This window comes from Reyranella sp. (genome assembly GCF_030651995.1).
In the GTDB taxonomy this organism is placed as follows: domain Bacteria; phylum Pseudomonadota; class Alphaproteobacteria; order Reyranellales; family Reyranellaceae; genus Reyranella.
This window is the reverse complement of sequence record NZ_JAUSBN010000009.1, coordinates 1-16,783: the sequence shown is the minus strand read 5'-3', so window position 1 is coordinate 16,783 and position 16,783 is coordinate 1. Positions and strand designations below refer to the sequence as shown.

Annotated in this window: 16 protein-coding genes; 5 read left to right on the top strand and 11 right to left on the bottom strand. The window is 66.8% G+C overall.

All coding sequences use genetic code 11. The annotated features are described in order from the left end of the window. Positions 1 to 154: 154 nt before the first annotated feature. Positions 155 to 3,220: a calcium-binding protein gene (locus Q7V45_RS02670; protein WP_304846539.1), complete on the bottom strand. Its 3,066-nt coding sequence runs from the start codon at positions 3,218 to 3,220 to the stop codon at positions 155 to 157. Positions 3,221 to 3,613: 393 nt separating this feature from the next. On the opposite strand from Q7V45_RS02670, the gene Q7V45_RS02665 reads away from it, so the two are divergent. Further along, positions 3,614 to 4,513, top strand: coding sequence for an NAD-dependent epimerase/dehydratase family protein (locus Q7V45_RS02665; RefSeq protein WP_304846535.1), 900 nt, complete (start codon positions 3,614 to 3,616; stop codon positions 4,511 to 4,513). Positions 4,514 to 4,610: 97 nt separating this feature from the next. Here Q7V45_RS02665 and rho read toward each other — a convergent pair whose 3' ends face one another. The 10 genes from rho to ubiE form a co-directional block, all read right to left on the bottom strand. After that, positions 4,611 to 5,990: a transcription termination factor Rho gene (gene rho / locus Q7V45_RS02660; RefSeq protein WP_304846532.1), complete on the bottom strand. Its 1,380-nt coding sequence runs from the start codon at positions 5,988 to 5,990 to the stop codon at positions 4,611 to 4,613. A 204-nt stretch (positions 5,991 to 6,194) separates the two neighbouring features. Continuing rightward, the gene (locus tag Q7V45_RS02655; protein ID WP_304846529.1) at positions 6,195 to 7,103 is read right to left on the bottom strand and encodes an NAD(P)-dependent oxidoreductase; all 909 of its coding nucleotides are present in this window, start codon (positions 7,101 to 7,103) and stop codon (positions 6,195 to 6,197) included. Further along, positions 7,100 to 7,573, bottom strand: coding sequence for a GNAT family N-acetyltransferase (locus tag Q7V45_RS02650; RefSeq protein ID WP_304846527.1), 474 nt, complete (start codon positions 7,571 to 7,573; stop codon positions 7,100 to 7,102). The genes Q7V45_RS02655 and Q7V45_RS02650 overlap by 4 nt, the downstream gene beginning before the upstream one ends. A 143-nt stretch (positions 7,574 to 7,716) precedes the next feature. Next, positions 7,717 to 8,151, bottom strand: a complete 435-nt coding sequence (locus Q7V45_RS02645) for a carboxymuconolactone decarboxylase family protein (RefSeq protein WP_296333097.1) — start codon at positions 8,149 to 8,151, stop codon at positions 7,717 to 7,719. Positions 8,152 to 8,187: 36 nt separating this feature from the next. Next, on the bottom strand, positions 8,188 to 8,649 hold the full coding sequence (locus tag Q7V45_RS02640; protein WP_304846517.1) for an Rrf2 family transcriptional regulator: 462 nt from the start codon (positions 8,647 to 8,649) through the stop codon (positions 8,188 to 8,190). Positions 8,650 to 8,666: 17 nt separating this feature from the next. Next, positions 8,667 to 9,149: a dUTP diphosphatase gene (gene dut / locus Q7V45_RS02635; protein ID WP_304846514.1), complete on the bottom strand. Its 483-nt coding sequence runs from the start codon at positions 9,147 to 9,149 to the stop codon at positions 8,667 to 8,669. Between the two features lie 15 nt (positions 9,150 to 9,164). Next, a complete protein-coding gene (coaBC, locus tag Q7V45_RS02630; RefSeq protein ID WP_304846511.1) occupies positions 9,165 to 10,391 on the bottom strand; it encodes a bifunctional phosphopantothenoylcysteine decarboxylase/phosphopantothenate--cysteine ligase CoaBC in 1,227 nt (408 codons plus the stop codon). Positions 10,392 to 10,404: 13 nt separating this feature from the next. After that, entirely contained in the window at positions 10,405 to 11,145 is a 741-nt protein-coding gene (locus Q7V45_RS02625; protein ID WP_304846508.1) for a sulfite exporter TauE/SafE family protein, read from the bottom strand. 4 nt (positions 11,146 to 11,149) lie between these two features. Next, on the bottom strand, positions 11,150 to 12,676 hold the full coding sequence (gene ubiB / locus Q7V45_RS02620) for a 2-polyprenylphenol 6-hydroxylase (protein ID WP_304846505.1): 1,527 nt from the start codon (positions 12,674 to 12,676) through the stop codon (positions 11,150 to 11,152). Next, complete coding sequence (ubiE, locus tag Q7V45_RS02615; protein ID WP_304846502.1) at positions 12,677 to 13,474, bottom strand: bifunctional demethylmenaquinone methyltransferase/2-methoxy-6-polyprenyl-1,4-benzoquinol methylase UbiE; 798 nt, start codon at positions 13,472 to 13,474, stop codon at positions 12,677 to 12,679. Between the two features lie 25 nt (positions 13,475 to 13,499). On the opposite strand from ubiE, the gene Q7V45_RS02610 reads away from it, so the two are divergent. The 4 genes from Q7V45_RS02610 to Q7V45_RS02595 form a co-directional block, all read left to right on the top strand. Beyond that, positions 13,500 to 14,234 (top strand): SDR family oxidoreductase, encoded by a 735-nt coding sequence (locus Q7V45_RS02610; RefSeq protein WP_304846498.1) that lies wholly within the window; start codon positions 13,500 to 13,502, stop codon positions 14,232 to 14,234. Between the two features lie 143 nt (positions 14,235 to 14,377). Further along, positions 14,378 to 15,316 carry an ABC transporter permease gene (locus Q7V45_RS02605; RefSeq protein WP_304846495.1) on the top strand — a complete coding sequence of 313 codons (939 nt, stop codon included), beginning with the start codon at positions 14,378 to 14,380 and terminating at the stop codon, positions 15,314 to 15,316. Further along, positions 15,313 to 16,197, top strand: a complete 885-nt coding sequence (locus Q7V45_RS02600) for an ABC transporter permease (protein WP_304846492.1) — start codon at positions 15,313 to 15,315, stop codon at positions 16,195 to 16,197. The genes Q7V45_RS02605 and Q7V45_RS02600 overlap by 4 nt, the downstream gene beginning before the upstream one ends. 65 nt (positions 16,198 to 16,262) lie before the next feature. After that, a partial coding sequence (locus tag Q7V45_RS02595) for an ABC transporter substrate-binding protein (RefSeq protein ID WP_304846489.1) occupies positions 16,263 to 16,783 on the top strand: 521 nt, incomplete at its 3' end.

Sequence of the window (16,783 nt, the reverse complement as noted above, 5' to 3'; positions counted from 1 at the left end):
TTGGCTTACTTCAACCGACCAAGCATCGTTCTTACTGGACTCCGTCGATGAAGCTCAACTTCAGACGCCACGGGCGCTAGAAGGCGCCCCGAGCCGACTGCCGAAGGTCTTTCGGTCTTAAGCCTGAAAAAACCATCCGGGTGAATGCGCCAACCTACAGAATGAAGGCTGCTTCCGTCAGGTTCGAGCGGTCGCCGGTGAGCCAGATGCGGGCATCCACCGAGGAGTTATTGTCGACGTAGAGATCGACCACCGTCCGGTTTTGCACGGAGTCGTACGCCGAGACCCGGATATCCCCGGCACCGCCGAACGTCCCGTCGAGGTGGAACGCCTGGTCGCCACTACTGCCCAGGTTTGCATCGATCAGGTGCAGGTCGATCAGATCGCCGGTGGCGAAGTCGACGATCAGGTCGGGCGCCCCCGCCAGCGAGTCCGACAGGGCCGTGAAGACGAAGCGATCGTGCCCTGCCCCTCCGGTGAGCGTATCCTTGCCCCCGAGGCCCGTCAGGATGTCCGCGCCATCGCCGCCGTTCAGTGCGTTGGCGCCGCTGGCACCGGTCAAGCTGTCCGCGAAAACCGAGCCGCTGAGATTTTCGATGGAGATGTAGAAGTCGGAGGCGGCATCACCGGTATTGAACGATGGGTTGGCCAGGCTCGCCGTGACTCCTGCCGTCGCATTGCCATAGCCGGCGGTGTCCAGACCGCCCCGGCCATCCATGAAGTCACCCCCTGCGCCGCCTGTAAGCATGTTGTTGCTGGCATTGCCCTTGAGCAGGTCAACAAAGGACGAGCCCGTCAGGTTCTCGATGGAAATGAAGGTGTCGCCATAAGCCTCGCCATCGTTGGCGGCGGGGGTGGCAAGATCCGCCACGACCGAAGTCAGGGCGCCGGCATAACTCGCGGTATCCTGCCCATCCCCGCCGTTCAGCACATCGGCGCCGCCCCTGCCCCGCAGTACGTCGTCGCCGCCGAGGCCGGTCAGCACGTTCACACCGCCGTCGCCGCTGATGACATCGCCGTGGGCGGAGCCGATCACATTCTCGATCGAGATGAAGAGGTCCCATTGCTGCCAGCTGGTCAGGGCAAGGTCGCGGTTCACGCTTTGGGAGAGCCAGCTGTAGTCCACAGTGTCGCTGCCGTCGCCGCCGTCGAACGTATCGTAGCCGATGCCGCCACGCAGGATGTCATCGCCGCCCATGCCATACAGGAAATCGTTGCCCGATCTCGAGTACAGGCGATTGGCGCCGCCGTTGCCGACCAAGGTATCGCTGGAGTTCGTGCCGATCAGATTCTCGATGGAGATGTATGTATCGCCCGCCGCATTGCCCGTATTGATCGCGGGATTGGTCAGGCTGGCGACGACGCCGACCGCCGCCCCATAGCCTGAATAGTCGACCGTATCGTTACCGGTACCGCCGTTCAGCAGATCGGCGCCGGCATCGCCCAGGAGCTTGTCGTCGCCGAAGAGCCCGCTCAGGGTGTTGTTGCCGGCATCGCCGCCCAGTGTGTCGCCGAAGGCCGAGCCGGTCAGGTTCTCGATGGAAATGTACACATCACCGGCGGCCTCACCGGTATTCGAAAACGGATTCAACATGTAGACTTCCACGCCCGCCGTGGCAGTCGCGTAGCTCGCGGTATCGCTTCCGTCGCCGCCGTCCAGGATTTCGATGTCAAAGGAGAAGGTGTAGGTGTCGAAGTTGATGTTGCCGCCGCTGCGGCTCATCAAGACGTCGTTTCCGCCGAGTCCGGACAGGTTGTTGGCGCTGCTGTCCCCGACGAGGGTATCGTTGAAGGCCGAACCGATCAGGTTTTCGATCGAGACGTAGCTGTCGCCCGCCGCTTCGCCGGTGTTCGAGGCCGGTGTCGACAGGCTGGCGAAAACTGCAGCCGTGGCGTTGGCATAGCTGGCAGCATCTTCCCCCGTGCCGCCGTCCAGCAGATCGGCACCGGCCCGTCCCTGCAGCACGTCGCTACCGCTCAGTCCGGACAGGACGTTGACGCCAGAACCGCCGCCTGCCGGACCGTTGCCGGTCAGCACGTCGTTAAAACCCGAGCCGGTCAGGTTTTCGATCGACAGATACGTGTCACCGGCCGCGTCCCCGGTATTGCCGGCGGGTGCGGTCAGGCTGGCAACCACGCCTGCCGTGGCGTCCGAATAGACGGCGGTGTCAGTGCCCGCCCCGCCATTCAATCCGTCGGCACCCGCCCGGCCACGCAGCACGTCGTCCCCATCCAGGCCAGATAGAACGTTTGCTCCGCCGTCGCCGACCAGTGTGTCGGCGAAAAGCGTGCCGGTGAGGTTCTCGATCGAAAGGTAGCTGTCGCCCGCGGCGTCGCCGGTATTCCACGCCGGCACAACGAGGCTTGCCACGACACCGGCCGTCGCGCCGGCATAGCTCGCGGTGTCGATGCCATCCATGCCGTTCAGCGCATCGCCACCGGCGGCGCCCGTCAGCACATTGGCGCCGGCATTGCCGGTCAGGGAGTCGTCGAAGGCCGACCCGGTCAGATTCTCGATCGAGACGTAGCTGTCGCCTGCCGCATCGCCGGTGTTGCCGGCCGGCGCCGCCAGGCTGGCGACGACACCCTCTGCGGCGTTGGCATAGCTCGCGGTATCGATCCCCGAGCCCCCGTGCAGCAAATCGGCGCCGCCGAGGCCCTGCAGAAGGTCGTTGCCGCCGCCGCCGGACAGCACGTTCACGCCATTGGCGAACGGCGAGGCGCCGGTACCGGTCAGCACGTCGTCGAAGCCGGAACCGGTGAGGTTCTCGATCGACGAGTAACTGTCGCCGGCCGCATCGCCGGTATTGCCGGCGGGCGCGGTCAGGTTGGCAACCACGCCGCCGAGGGCGTTGGCATAGCTCGCCGTGTCGAGGCCGCCGAAGCCTTTCAGCATGTCGCCCTGGCCGCCGCCCATCAACACGTTGGCGACGTCGTTGCCGGTCAGGACATCGGCGAAGGCCGAACCGGTCAGGTTCTCGATGGAAACGAAGGTGTCGCCCTCCGCATCGCCTGTATTCGAAGCCGGCGCAACGAGGCTGACCGTGACGCCGGTCAGTGCGGTGTCGTAGCTCGCGGTATCGAGGCCGGCGCCACCGTTCAGAAGATCGGCACCGCGAGCGCCCTTCAGCGTATCGTCGCCATCGAAGCCGAACAGAAGATCGGCATCGTCGGTCCCGAGCAACGTCTCTGCGCTGGCCGTGCCATTGATGGTCGCCATAACGGTTCCTTCCCTGTCGTGTCTCTCATCGAAGAAACGATCGGCAACAACGCGCTACAATTTGCCAGAACCGAATTTCGCCAAGTAGGCAGGCATCCCCAGTCCTGCCCGACCCCGCGCATACGCTAACACCCCGCCGGTTGAGCCGGAAGAGAGCACTGCCTTGATTCAACCCGACATTCCGCGGATGAACCCTTGGAACAGTGGCAATGCCATCACTCTCTCGGGTTCCGGTGAAGCCGCGGACAGCCAGCGCCATTTGCCCGGTGCTTCCGCCGCCTCCACCGTGTCGAACTTCGATCAAGCAAGACGCTGAATTCTATGGCTCAAATGGATTCGACTCGAGCCAGTTCAATGGTTCATCTGGGAGGTACGGGTTCAGGAGACTTGACCATGAACATCTTCATGACCGGCGCCACGGGCTATATCGGCGACACCCTCGCGCGCCGCCTGCTCGACGACGGCCACAGCCTGCGCGGACTCGTGCGCGATGCGGAGAAGGGCCGCAGGCTTGCGTCCTTTGGCGTGGAGCCTGTCATCGGCGGGCTGGACGATGCCGCGCTTCTCGCAACCGAGGCCCGGCGCGCCGATGCGGTGATCAACACCGCCAGCAGCGACCATCGGGGCGCCGTCGACGCGTTCCTCGAGGCCCTCGCCGGCTCGAACAAGCCGTTCATTCATACCAGCGGCTCCAGCATCGTGGCCGACGACGCCCATGGCGATGCAGCCTCGGACAAGGTCTACGACGAGGACACGCCCGTCGACCCCGTGCCGGGGAAGCGGGCGCGGGTCGCCATCGACCGGACGATCCGCGACGCGAGCCGTCGCGATGTCCGCTCCATCGTCGTGTGCCCGTCCATGATCTACGGCAACGGTCTTGGCCTGGCGCGCGACAGCGCCCAGATCCCCGGCCTCGCGAAGCGGGCAAAGGCGTCAGGCGTGGTGCGCCATGTCGGGAAGGGGCTGAACATCTGGTCGAACGTCCATGTCGAGGACGTGGCCGACCTCTATCGCCTGGCCCTCGCAAAGGCGCCGGCGGGCGCCTTCTATTTCGCCGAGAACGGCGAGGCCTCGTATCGCGACATCTGCGAAGCCATCGCTCGTCGCCTCGGTCTCGGCGCGCCGCAAGCCTGGCCGTTCGAGGAGGCGGCGAAGGAACTCGGGGAGAACAGCGCCGCCTATACGTTCGGCTCCAACAGTCGCGTCCGCGCCAAGCGCGCACGCGACGAACTCGGCTGGCAGCCCAAACACGCGTTCGCGACGGCCTGGATCGAGGCCGAACTGCCGCTCTAGATGTTCGATCCTGGGCTCTCGCGCTCGACGACAAGCGCTGCCGCCCACCCGCGCCCTAGCCGCTTTGCCCTACAGGGCAAAGCGGCGAGAGGTCGCGCTATTGATTCATCGACCCGAAGAAATCCTGGTTGGTCTTCGAGGTGCGCAGCTTGTCGAGCAGGAACTCGATCGCGTCCACCGCGCCCATCGGCATGAGGATGCGGCGCAGCACCCACATCTTCGAAAGCGTCGCGCGGTCGACCAGCAACTCTTCCTTGCGGGTGCCCGACTTGGTGATGTCGATCGCCGGGAAGGTGCGCTTGTCGGAGACCTTGCGGTCCAGGATGATTTCCGAGTTACCGGTACCCTTGAACTCCTCGAAGATCACCTCGTCCATGCGGCTGCCGGTATCGATCAGGGCGGTCGCGATGATGGTCAGCGAGCCGCCTTCCTCGATGTTGCGGGCCGCGCCGAAGAAGCGCTTCGGGCGCTGCAGCGCGTTGGCGTCGACACCGCCGGTCAGCACCTTGCCGGAGCTCGGCACCACGGTGTTGTAGGCACGACCCAGCCTGGTGATGGAATCCAGCAGGATCACCACGTCCTTCTTGTGCTCGACCAGGCGCTTGGCCTTCTCGATCACCATCTCGGCGACGGCGACGTGACGGCTGGCCGGCTCGTCGAAGGTCGAGCTGACGACCTCGCCCTTCACGGTGCGCTGCATGTCGGTCACCTCCTCGGGGCGCTCGTCGACGAGCAGCACCATGAGGAAGACCTCGGGATTGTTGGCCGTGATGGCGTGCGCGATGTTCTGCAGCAGCACCGTCTTGCCGGTGCGCGGCGGCGACACGATCAGGGCGCGCTGGCCCTTGCCGATCGGCGCGATCAGGTCGATCACGCGGGTCGAGATGTCGAGCTGCTGCTGCGCCGTCGTGCCGGCCTTCTTGGTCAGCGTGCCGGTGCGGCGCGTGCCGACGCGGCCCGACGAAGTCGCCTTCGAACCGCCCACCGCTTCCTCGGTGACGACCGGCGCCATGGCGGCGGCACCGCCGTCGAGTTCGAGCTTCAGCTTCTCGTCGGGATAGAGCGGCGTCAGCGAGTCGAAGTTGATGCGGTGACGCAGCGCGTCGGGATCGTCGAAGTTGATCTTGTTGATCTGCACCATGGCGAAGTAGCGCTCGCCGTCCTTGGGTGCGCGGATCTCGCCTTCGACCGTGTCGCCTGTGCGCAGGCCGAACTTGCGGACCTGCTGGGGGCTGACATAGATGTCGTCGGCGCCGGGCAGGTAGTTGGCTTCCATCGAGCGCAGGTAGCCGAAGCCGTCGGGGATCACCTCGATGGTGCCGACGCCGAAGATCGCCTGGTCGGCGGCGGCGATCTTCTGGAGGATGGCGAACATCAGCTCCTGGCGGCGCATCATCGCCGCACCCTCCACGCCCTGCTCTTCGGCAAAGGCCAGGAGTTCGGGGGGCTTCTTCTTCTTGAGGTCCTGGAGATTCATGGGTCTTCGATCTGGTGGGGGAAATGACGCACGCGCTTGCAGCGGCCGGAACGGCCGAACCTGAAAACAGCGCTATGTCGTACTGGAGGGGCCCCGTCGAGTTGCCGCCGGGGAGGCGACGCCAGAGGCCCTAGGTGGCACCTGTATAGACGCCGCCCCCTGCCCTGTAAAGACTGGCTCAGCCGCGGCGGTGTGCCGGGCCCGTCACTCTCCTTCGGCCAGCATCTCGGCGTAGCGGAAGATCTCGGTGTGATCGGCGCCCTTGCCCAGCTTGCCGTCGGCGGCGGTCCAGTAGGCCACGGCCTGCTTCAGGTGCGGCATGTTGAGCTTGAGGTGGTTGGCGACATCGCCCGCGGTGCGCAGGTCCTTGGCCATCAGGGCGGTCGTGAATCCCGCGGAGAAGCTGCGCGGCACCACGAACTGGCGGCCCTTGACCTCGGTGGCGTTGCTCTTGCCGGTCGAGCTGTTGAACACGTCCACCATCGTGCCGGGATCGAGTCCGAAAGCCTCGCCGACGACCAGCGCCTCGCACATGGCGACGAGGCCGGCGGCCGAGAGATAGTTGTTGAGCGCCTTCAGCGCGTGGCCGGCACCGGCAGGCCCGCACAGGGTGATGGTCTTGCCCATGGCGGCGAAGACCGGACGCGCCCGCTCGAGATCGGCGGCCGCGCCGCCCACCATGATGCTGAGCGAGCCGTCGATCGCCCGCTTGACGCCGCCCGACACCGGGGCGTCGAGCAGCGCCACGCCGCGGGCGGCAAGGTCCTTCGCGAGCTTCTGCGTGTCGACCGGATTGGACGAACTCATGTCCATGACGACCGCGCCCGCCTCGAGCCCGTCGATCGCGGGGTCCTGCCCTTCGAGGACCGCCTGCCGCACGATCTTGCCGTCGGGCAGCATGGTGATCAGCGCGGCCGCGCCCTGCGCCGCGGCCTTCGCCGACGCCGTGGCAAGCGCCGAGGGATGGGCGCCGACGAAATCGGAGACCGCCTTCTGCGAGACATCGAACACGCGCAGCGTGAAGCCGGCTTCGACGAGGCGTTTCGCCATCGGACGGCCCATCATGCCGAGGCCGATGAAAGCGATGGTGGCGGGAGGCGTGAGCGTGGTCATGACGAAGCTCCTGACGTGAGGTCGTATTCATAGAATGGCAGGACGCGGCCGGGAATCGCATCCGATGGCTCGTTTCGCAGGAAGCGGGCGCCCAGGCGCTCGTAGAACGGGGCAGCGTTCACGTCGGCGAGAATGGTCATGCGCCGGTATCCCAGCCTTCGCGCCAAGGCGACTGCGGCCTCGAACAGCCGGCGTCCCGTCCCGCCGCCGATGGCCGAGGGCTCGACGAACATCAGCGCGAGTTCGGCATCGTCGCCGTCTCGGCCGACGCTGACGGTGCCGACCGTCCGGCCGGACCCGTCTGTCGCCACCAGCACGCGACCCTCGGAGATTGCTTCTTCCTCAACCGTGAGCGAGGGAACGCAGAGCCGCATGAACGCCGCGTCGTAGCCCCAATGCGCCTTCGAACGCAGGCAGAGCGCGGTGAGGCTGGCCGCCTCACCGGCTTGCGCATTGCGCACCCGTGTCATCGCACCACCCTGAGAGAAAGGTCCCTCGCTACGCTCGGGATCACAATTGTGCGTCCAGACCGACGAGCTTTGCGCACCCCGGTCCTCACGCCACGTTTGTCATCCCGAGGCCGCAGGCCGAGGGACCTTTGGCCGTTGAGCGTTCAGATGCCGCGATCCTTGAACACGTCGCGCGCCGTCTTGAAGGCATCGAGGCTCGCCGGAATGCCGCAATAGATCGCGACCTGGAGGAAGATCTCCTTGATCTCGTCCTTGGTCAGTCCGTTGTTCAGCGCGCCGTTGATGTGCAGCTTGAGTTCGGGACCGCGATTGAGCGCCGCCAGCATGGCGAGGTTCAGCATCGAGCGGTTCTTCTTCGACAGGCCCGGCCGCGTCCAGGCGTAGCCCCAGCAGTATTCGGTGGTGATGTCCTGGAAGGCCATCATGAACTCGTCGTCGGCGGCGCCGGCCAGCGAGTTGTCGACATAAGCCGCGCCGAGCACGGCTTTGCGCATCTTCATGCCCTCGTCGTAGAGCTTCTTGTTGCGCGGCGCGGGCTTGGCTTTCTTCGCCTTCGCGACTGCGGTCTTCTTGGCCATGTCTTGCTCCTCCGGATAAAATCGGGGAGCTGTATATCAGATCGCCGCGTGGCCTGCGTGGGGCTGCACCGCCGCGCCGTTGAGCCCTTTGGAGCGCGCCTGCTGGCAGAGATCCTCGATGGTCACGTTGTCGAGCTGCGCCATCATCTCCTCGCGCAGCTTCTCCCACAGGGGCCACACGACCTCGTGGGCAAGCGGCGAGCCGATCGCGGGGTCGCTGGGTTCGGTCTCGACCTCGAGGTTGCGCACCACCCGTACGACCTCGCCCAGGGTGATGCTGCCCTTGTCCCGGCCCAGCCGATAGCCGCCGCGCGGCCCGCGCTTGCCGGACAGGATGCCGGCACGCACCAGATGCTGCAGGACCTGCTCGAGATACCGCTTGGGAATCCGCTGGCGCTCGGTGATGTCGCCGCTGCGCACCGGGTGATCGCCGACATGGAATGCCACGTCGAGAACCGCCTCGATCGCGAACATCGTCTTCTTGCTGAGGCGAGGCATCCCGTTCTCGTCCCTCTTCAGGCCCGCTTGAGCGAGCCGGCCGTTACTCCCGTCGAACCAAAGCCGCCCGCACCGCGCGCCGTTTCGTCGAGGGTCGAGACCTCTCGCCAGACGGCACGGGCATGGCGGGCAATGATAATCTGTGCAATTCGCATGCCGCGCTCGATGCGGAACGGCTCCTTGCCGAGATTGATCAGGATGACGCCGACCTCGCCGCGATAATCGGCATCGATGGTGCCGGGGGCGTTGGCGACCGTGATTCCATGCTTGGCCGCCAGGCCGGAACGCGGCCGGACCTGGGCCTCGAAGCCTGGGGGCAGGGCAATGGAGAGGCCGGTCGGGACGATCCGGCGTTCCAGCGGCGCCAACTCGATATCTTCGTCGATGGCGGCCAGCAGATCGGCCCCGGCGGCAGCGGCCGTCGCATAGTCGGGCAGCTGCAGGCCCTGCCCATGGGGCAACCGCACGATCTCGATCTCGATGCTCTCGACGCCCGTCATCGGCCCCCCGTTGAATTACTCCGCAGCCTGCTTCTTGCCTGCCTGTGCGAGATGCCGCGCGATCCGGCCGGCGAGCCGCATGGCGACATCGCCCTTGCCGAGCGGCGGCCAGTCCTCGGTGCCCGCCTCCGTGATGAGATGCACGGTGTTGCGCTCGCCACCGAAGGTGCCGGTTGCCGGCGACACATCGTTGGCCACGATCCAGTCGCAGCCCTTGCGGGTGCGCTTCTCGACGGCATTGGCCACCACGTTCTCGGTCTCGGCGGCGAAGCCCACCACCAGGACCGGCCGCCGGGGACCGACCTTGGAGAGCGTCGCCAGGATGTCGGGATTGGGCGCCAGTTCGAGCGCAGGCGGCGGTGCGCCTGCCTGCTTCTTGATCTTGCCGGTGGCCGGCCGGGCGGCCTTCCAATCGGCCACGGCGGCGGCGCAGACGGCGATGTCGAGCGTGCCCGCGTCGAGACACGCCGCGAGCATATGGTCGGCGGATTCGATTCGCACGACCTTCACGCCCTGCGGGTCGGGCACGGAGACCGGTCCGCTCACCAGCGTCACCTCGGCGCCGAGCTGGGCCAACGCCCCGGCGATGGCATGGCCCTGCTTGCCCGAGGAATGGTTGGAGATGAACCGCACCGGATCGAGCGCCTCGCGGGTCGGTCCCGAAGTGACCAGCGCGCGCCTGCCGGCGAGCGGCCGGTCGCGCACCAGCATCGCCTCGATCGCAGCAACGATTTCGAGCGGCTCGGACATGCGGCCGGGACCGTGTTCGTTGCACGCCATGGCGCCGTCGTTGGGACCGACGAAGGTGACGCCGCGCTTCTTCAGGGTCTCGACGTTCGCCACGGTCGCGGCATGCGTCCACATGCGCACGTTCATCGCCGGCGCGGCCAGCACCGGCTTGTCGGTGGCGAGCAGCACGGTCGAGGCGAGATCGTTGGCCAGTCCGCCCGCCATGCGCGCCAGCAGGTCGGCGGTTGCCGGTGCCACGACCAGCAGGTCGGCGTCGCGCGAGAGCTGGATGTGGCCCATTTCGCTCTCGTCGGTCAGCGAGAACATGTCGCCGTAGACGCGGTCCTCGGACAGGGCCTGCAGCGAGAGCGGCGTCACGAACTTCGCGCCGGCTTCGGTGAGCACGCAGCGCACCGAGGCGCCGCGCTCGCGAAGCCGCCGGATCAGATCCAGCGACTTGAAGGCGGCAATGCCGCCCGCGACGATCAGCAGGATACGCTTGCCGTGCAACATGGCGGTCAGCCTATCACAAGAGGCGGGTCACGACAGTATAGAGGCCGGTGGCCAGCAGGGCCCAGAACACGGCCAGGCGGAACTGCTCCACCGAAAGGCGGGAGCGGATCCGCTGGCCGAGCCACATGCCGCCGATGGCCGGCACGATCGCGGCCCCCGAGACGAGGGCACGCGGCCCGTCGAGCACACCGAAGAACAGCAGCGAGGCCGTCAGGGTCAGGGACGTGGCGCACAGCACCACCCCCAGGGTCTGGACCAGCTCGACCGGCTTGATGTCGAGCCCCTGCAGGTAGGGCATCAACGGGACGATCGGCACGCCGACCACGCCCGCCACGAAGCCCGAAACGAGGCCGATGATGGGCGCCAGCGGCTTCTCGAGATCGGCGTGGATGGTGAGCCGTATGCGGAGCAGACCGAGCGTGCTGTAGATGATCAGCACCGTGCCCAGCACCAGGAAGGCCCAGCCGGGTCCCTTCTGGCCGATCAGCCAGACCGTCAGGTAGAGCACCACCGTGAGCGGCAGGATCAGCGGCCACTGGCGACGCACGATATGCCGGAAATGGCCGCCGACCGACGCCTGCCAGACATTGGTGACCACCGTCGGCAGCGCGATCAGGGCGATCGCCTCCGACAACGGCAGGAAGAGCGACATCAGCGCGATGGAAATGGCCGGCAGGCCGAGCCCGACCAGGCCCTTGACCGTGCCGGCGAGCAGGAAGATCGCCAGCCCGATGACGATTTGATCGGTGGACACGGGGTCAGTGCCACCACGCGGCGATGGCAGCCACGAGCGCGAGGACGGCCACGAGTTCGGCGAAGCGCGGGCGCCAGAAGCGGCTGGACGGCGGCGGCTGCAGCGCGTCACGCTCGGCCTTGCGTCGTTCGTGTTCGGCGACCAGATGGAGACTGTCGATCAGGCGCGGCAGGCGGCGCAGGCCCTGGACGAGATCCTCGGCGGCACGCCCCACCGTGGCGCGGGGCCCGAAATGGGTGACCATCCAGTCCTCGATCAAGGGCCGCGCCAGCTCCCAGATGTTGACGTGGGGATTGAGCTTGGTGCCCATGCCCTCCGCCATCAGCATGGTCTTCTGCAGCAGCAGGAGCTGCGGCTGGACCGTCATCTCGAACTGCTCGGTGACCCGCAGCATCTGCGCCAGCAGGCGGGCGATCGAGATCTGGTGGCTGGGCTTGCCGAAGATCGGCTCGCCGATCGAGCGGCAGGCCTGGGCGAAGGTCTCGAGCGACTGGTCGGGCGGCACGTAACCCGCGCGGAACTGCACCTCGGCGACGGCGCGATAGTCCCGCCGCAGGAAGGCGACCAGCAGCTCGGCGAGATAGCCGCGCGTGTCCTGATCGACCCGGCCCATGATTCCGAAATCGACCGGCACGATGGTGCCCTGGCGATCGACGAAGGCGTTGCCGCCGTGCATGTCGGCATGGAAGAAGCCGTCGCGGAACACCTGATAGAAGAAGGCCTCGGCGCACTTCCTCATGATCTCGTGCGGATCGTGGCCGGCGGCGATGATCGCATCCCGGTCGCCGATCGGGATGCCGTCGACCCGCTCCTGGGTCATCACCCGCTCGGCGGTGCGGTCCCAGTCGATGCGGGGCGCGCGGTAGTTGGGATCGTCGGCGAAGTTGTCGCCCAGCTCCTCCGCCGCCGCGGCCTCCATGCGGAGGTCCATCTCGACCCGCACGACATCGGCGAAGGCACGGACAGATTCGACCGGCTTCAGGCGACGGAAGCGCGGCTGCGTGCGCTCGACCAGTTCGGCCACCCAATAGAAGAGGTCGAGGTCCCGCTCGAAGGCCTTGTCGATGCCCGGCCGCAGCACCTTCACGGCGACGTCGCGACCGTCGGCGGTGACCGCGAAATGCACCTGGGCGATCGACGCCGCCGCCACCGGCACATCGTCGAAGCTCGAGAAGATCGCACCGAGCGGCTGGCCGAGTTCGCTTTCGACGATGCGGCGGGCCTCGGTGCCGGGAAACGCCGGGATATGGTCCTGCAGGCGCGCGAGATCGGCGGCCACTTCCTCGCTCAGCAGATCGGCGCGGGTCGACAGGGCCTGGCCGAGCTTGATGAAGGACGGGCCCATGTCCTGCAATGCCGCCGCCAGCCGCTCGCCCGGACGGCGCGGGTCGTTGCGCGGCGCGAAGAGACGCGCCCAGGCGATCAGCGCCGGCGCAATCCCCAGCGACTCGAGCGGAAACAGTGCGTCATGGCGAGCGAAGCTCACCGCCATGCGCAGCAGGCGCCATCCGTTGCGGAGCGCGCGGAACATCTAGATGCGCCAGCCCTGGTGCAGGGCCACGACGCCGAGCGACATGTCGCGCCAGGAGACATTTTCGAAGCCGACGGCCCGCATGCGCGCCGCCAGCTCACGCTGCGGCGGGAAGCGACGGATGCTCTCGTGGAGATAGCGATAGGAATCGGCGTCCCGGGCGATGACCCTGCCGAAGAAAGGCAGCGCGCGCTCAGAATAGGCGTCGTAGACGCGGCCGACCGGCGCCGACGTCACCTTGCTGAATTCCAGGCAGTAGAAGCGCCCGCCGGGCTTCAGCACGCGGTAGGCATCGCGCAGGGCCTGGTCGATGTCGGTGACGTTCCGAAGACCGAAGGCGATGGTATAGGCGTCGAACGAGCGGTCGGGAAACGGCAGATGCTCGGCATCGCCGGTCGCCCAGGTGAGGCCCTGCAACAGGCCGCGGTCGACGGCGCGGTCGCGCCCGACCTCGAGCATCGCCGGATTGATGTCGCAGACGGTGACGTCGGGCCGCTCGCCCTGCCGGCGCAGCAGGCGGAAGGCGATGTCGCCGGTCCCGCCGGCCACGTCCAGGAGCTTCTCGCCCGGCCGCGGGTTCACCACGTCGACCATGGCGTTCTTCCAGAGCCGGTGCACCCCGCCCGACATCAGGTCGTTCATCAGGTCGTAGCGCGGGGCCACGCTGGCGAAGACCTCGCGCACCAGTCCGGCCTTTTCGGCAGCCGGCACGTCGCGGAATCCGAAGGAGGCACGCCCCTCCGGGGCCTGTCCCTCGGGGCGGGCTGCGCTAGGATCGTCGGGAAGGGCTTGGTCCATGGGGCCGCAACCTAGAGGAATCGCCATGCTGCTGAAAGACCGGGTCATCCTGATCACCAACGTCGAGAAATTCGCAGGGCACGGCACCACAAGGGTCGCCCTGGCCCAGGGCGCGACCGTTCTGGCGCATGATCCGTCGTTCGAGGCGCCGAGCGCACGGCGCAAGTACGAGGCGGAATTCCCGGGCGCCCATGCCCTCTCGGCCACCGAGCCGGCGACGATGGTCGAATTCGCCCTGAAGCGGCACGGCCATATCGACGCGCTGGTGAACAACGACGCCTATCCGGCCTTGCGCGCGCCGCTTAGCGAGGCGCGCATCGAGGACTATCGCGATGCGCTGGAAGTCATGGCCGTGGCACCGTTCCGCCTGACGCAGCTCGTCGCGCCCTCGATGCGCAAGCGCAAGTCGGGCCGCATCGTGTTCGTTTCCTCGGCCGCGCCGCTGCGCGGCATCGCCAACTATGCGCCCTATGTCTCGGCGCGCGCGGCGGCGAACGGTCTCGTCTCCTCGCTGGCCAAGGAACTCGGGCGTGACGGCATCACGGTGAACGCGGTCGGCTCGAACTATGTCGAGAACCCCGACTACTTTCCGCCGGCCCTTCTCGCCAACAGCGAGGCGATGGCCAAGATGACGGCACAGATTCCACTGGGGCGCCTCGGCAAGTCGGACGAGCTGGGCGCCTCGATCTGCTTCCTCTGTTCCGTCGGCGCCGGCTTCATTACCGGACATGTCCTGCCGCATGCCGGTGGCTGGGCGTGACATCCGGGAAATTCACATGCACAATTCCCGGATAACGAACGCCGCGCAGGTCTGACCGAAGCAGCGGCTGCCAGGGAGAAACGTCGAGACACGTCGGGAAACCGGCGCGCTTCCTCTTGGCCGAATCGGTCCGAGGACGGCGTATGGGAAGACAGATTGTCCACCGCCTGCTGATCTCGTTCCCTGCGCTGCTCGGGGTTCTCTTCCTGTGCTTCTGTCTCCTTCAGGTGGTGCCCGCCGATCCGGCGATGATCATCGCCGGCCCCGATGCCAAGGCCGAGACCATTGCGGCGATCCGTGATGAGCTCGGCCTCGACCGCCCCATCCCCATCCAGTTCGCCGAGTATATCGGCCGCGTGCTGCAGGGCGACCTCGGCCGTTCCATCATCTCCAACAAGATGGTGAGCGAGGAGCTTGCGCTGACCATCGGGCCGACGGTCGAGCTGATGCTGGGCGGCATGCTGATCGCCATCCCCTTCGGCCTGACCCTCGGCACGCTCGCCGCCGTGAAGCGCGGCACCCTGATCGACCGCGCGATCATGGCGGTCTCGGTCGCCGGCGTGTCGATGCCGGTCTTCTTCATCGGCCTGGTTCTGATTCAGTACATGGGCTTCCAGTGGGGGCTGTTCCCCTTTACCGGCCGCACCGGGCCGATCTGGGACGGCGGCCTGCCGAGCCTCGTGCTGCCGGCGCTGACCCTGGGCAGCGTCCTGATCGGGCCGATCGCGCGGCTGACGCGCACCGCCGTGCTGGAGGTCTTGGGCGCCGACTATGTGCGAACCGCCCGCGCCAAGGGCCTGCGCGAGACGGTGGTGATCATCCACCATGCGCTGCGCAACGCGATGATCCCGGTGGTCACGCTGATCGGCCTTCAGGCTGCATTCCTGCTGGGTGGCGCCGTCGTCACCGAGACGATGTTCTCATGGCCCGGCGTCGGCCGGCTGGCGGTCGGCGCCATCGTGTCGAGCGATTTCCCGACGGCGCAGGGCGCGATCATGATCCTCGCGATCGCCTTCCTCACGATCAACCTGATCGTCGACGTCCTCTACGTCTATCTCGATCCCAGGATGCAGCGGTCATGAGCGTCGAAACCCTCAATGCCCCCGCCCCCGCCGAAGAGAACGGCGTCTTCTCCCGCTCCGGCGTCCTGCGCCGGCTGGCGCGCGACAAGGTGGCGGTGATCGCCGCCCTGCTGCTGGCCACGATCGGGCTGGCCGCCATCTTCGCGCCCCTGGTCGCGCCCTACGATCCCTACCTCACCGATCTCACCAAGGTGATGCAGCCGCCCAGCGCCGAGCACTGGTTCGGCACGGACAATACCGGCCGCGACATCCTGAGCCGCGTCATCTACGGCGCGCGCAACACGCTGATGCTCGGCCTGGTCGGCGTCATCCTCGGCGGGTTCCTGGGCGGCTTCCTCGGCATCCTGGCGGCCTACTACCGCCGTCTCGACGGCTGGATCATGCGCCTGGTCGACGTCATGCTGGCCTTCCCGGCGATCCTGATCGGCCTCGCGGTGGCGGCGATCTTCGGCGCCGGCCTCACCGCCGTGGTGATCGCGCTGGTGGTGGCGACCGTCCCGGACGTGGCCCGCGTGGCGCGCGGCGCCGCGATCGGCATCATGAGCCAGGAATTCATGGAAGCCGGCCGCGCCGTCGGCGTCTCCGACCGCACGCTGATCTGGCGCTACCTCACGCTCAACTGCATCTCGACCATCTTCGTGTTCCTGACCCTTCGTTTCGGCCAGATCATCCTGATCGGCTCGGCGCTGGGCTTCCTCGGCATGGGCGCCCAGCCGCCGACCGCCGAACTCGGCATGATGGCCGCACAGGGCCGCGACTTCCTGTTCATGGCGCCGCACATCGCGACGATCCCGAGCTTCGCGATCTTCGTCATCGTGCTGGCCGCCAACCTTCTGGGCGACGCACTCCGCGACGTCCTCGATCCGAGGCTGCAGACATGATCCTGCACACTCCTTCGACAAGGGTCCCGATGTGACGCACTGAACAACAACAAGGCGAGGAAGCGATGCGTAAGTTCCTGAAGGGCGTAACGGCGTTGCTTGGCGTAATGGGCCTCTCCCACGTGGCGGAGGCACAGACCTTGCGGATGATGAAGTCGCTGGATGCGCCGCATTACGACGGCCAGCGCACGACCTGGTCGCCGACCTCCGACATCGTGAACATGTTCCAGGACACGCTGGTGGCGATGGACTGGGACGGCAAGACGGCGATTCCCTACCTCGCCAAGTCGTGGACGGTCAGTCCCGACGGCAAGCTCTACACCTTCAAGCTGCGCGACGATGTCAGCTTCTGCAGCGGCAAGACGTTCACCGCCGCCGACGTGGTCTACAGTTTCAAGCGCCTGACCAGCCCGGAGCTCAAGGCGCCGCTCGCCTGGCGCGCCGGCAATCTCAAGGACATCCGCGCCGCCGATCCCTACACGGTCGAGTATGAGCTGAACGAGCCGTTCTCCGACCTGCTGCTCAACCTCACCATGTTCACTACCGCGATCCACAACAAGGAGAGCGTGGAGTCACTCGGCAAGGA

Excerpts from the sequence above, each read along its gene's own strand:
- Q7V45_RS02640 (WP_304846517.1), bottom strand. The coding sequence starts at position 8,649 with ATGCCTCGCCTCAGCAAGAAGACGATGTTCGCGATCGAGGCGGTTCTC.
- Q7V45_RS02670 (WP_304846539.1), bottom strand. The coding sequence starts at position 3,220 with ATGGCGACCATCAATGGCACGGCCAGCGCAGAGACGTTGCTCGGGACC.
- Q7V45_RS02645 (WP_296333097.1), bottom strand. The coding sequence starts at position 8,151 with ATGGCCAAGAAGACCGCAGTCGCGAAGGCGAAGAAAGCCAAGCCCGCG.
- ubiE (WP_304846502.1), bottom strand. The coding sequence starts at position 13,474 with ATGGACCAAGCCCTTCCCGACGATCCTAGCGCAGCCCGCCCCGAGGGA.
- Q7V45_RS02655 (WP_304846529.1), bottom strand. The coding sequence starts at position 7,103 with ATGACCACGCTCACGCCTCCCGCCACCATCGCTTTCATCGGCCTCGGC.
- Q7V45_RS02665 (WP_304846535.1), top strand. The coding sequence starts at position 3,614 with ATGAACATCTTCATGACCGGCGCCACGGGCTATATCGGCGACACCCTC.
- Q7V45_RS02650 (WP_304846527.1), bottom strand. The coding sequence starts at position 7,573 with ATGACACGGGTGCGCAATGCGCAAGCCGGTGAGGCGGCCAGCCTCACC.
- Q7V45_RS02600 (WP_304846492.1), top strand. The coding sequence starts at position 15,313 with ATGAGCGTCGAAACCCTCAATGCCCCCGCCCCCGCCGAAGAGAACGGC.
- dut (WP_304846514.1), bottom strand. The coding sequence starts at position 9,149 with ATGACGGGCGTCGAGAGCATCGAGATCGAGATCGTGCGGTTGCCCCAT.
- Q7V45_RS02605 (WP_304846495.1), top strand. The coding sequence starts at position 14,378 with ATGGGAAGACAGATTGTCCACCGCCTGCTGATCTCGTTCCCTGCGCTG.
- coaBC (WP_304846511.1), bottom strand. The coding sequence starts at position 10,391 with ATGTTGCACGGCAAGCGTATCCTGCTGATCGTCGCGGGCGGCATTGCC.
- Q7V45_RS02610 (WP_304846498.1), top strand. The coding sequence starts at position 13,500 with ATGCTGCTGAAAGACCGGGTCATCCTGATCACCAACGTCGAGAAATTC.
- ubiB (WP_304846505.1), bottom strand. The coding sequence starts at position 12,676 with ATGTTCCGCGCGCTCCGCAACGGATGGCGCCTGCTGCGCATGGCGGTG.
- rho (WP_304846532.1), bottom strand. The coding sequence starts at position 5,990 with ATGAATCTCCAGGACCTCAAGAAGAAGAAGCCCCCCGAACTCCTGGCC.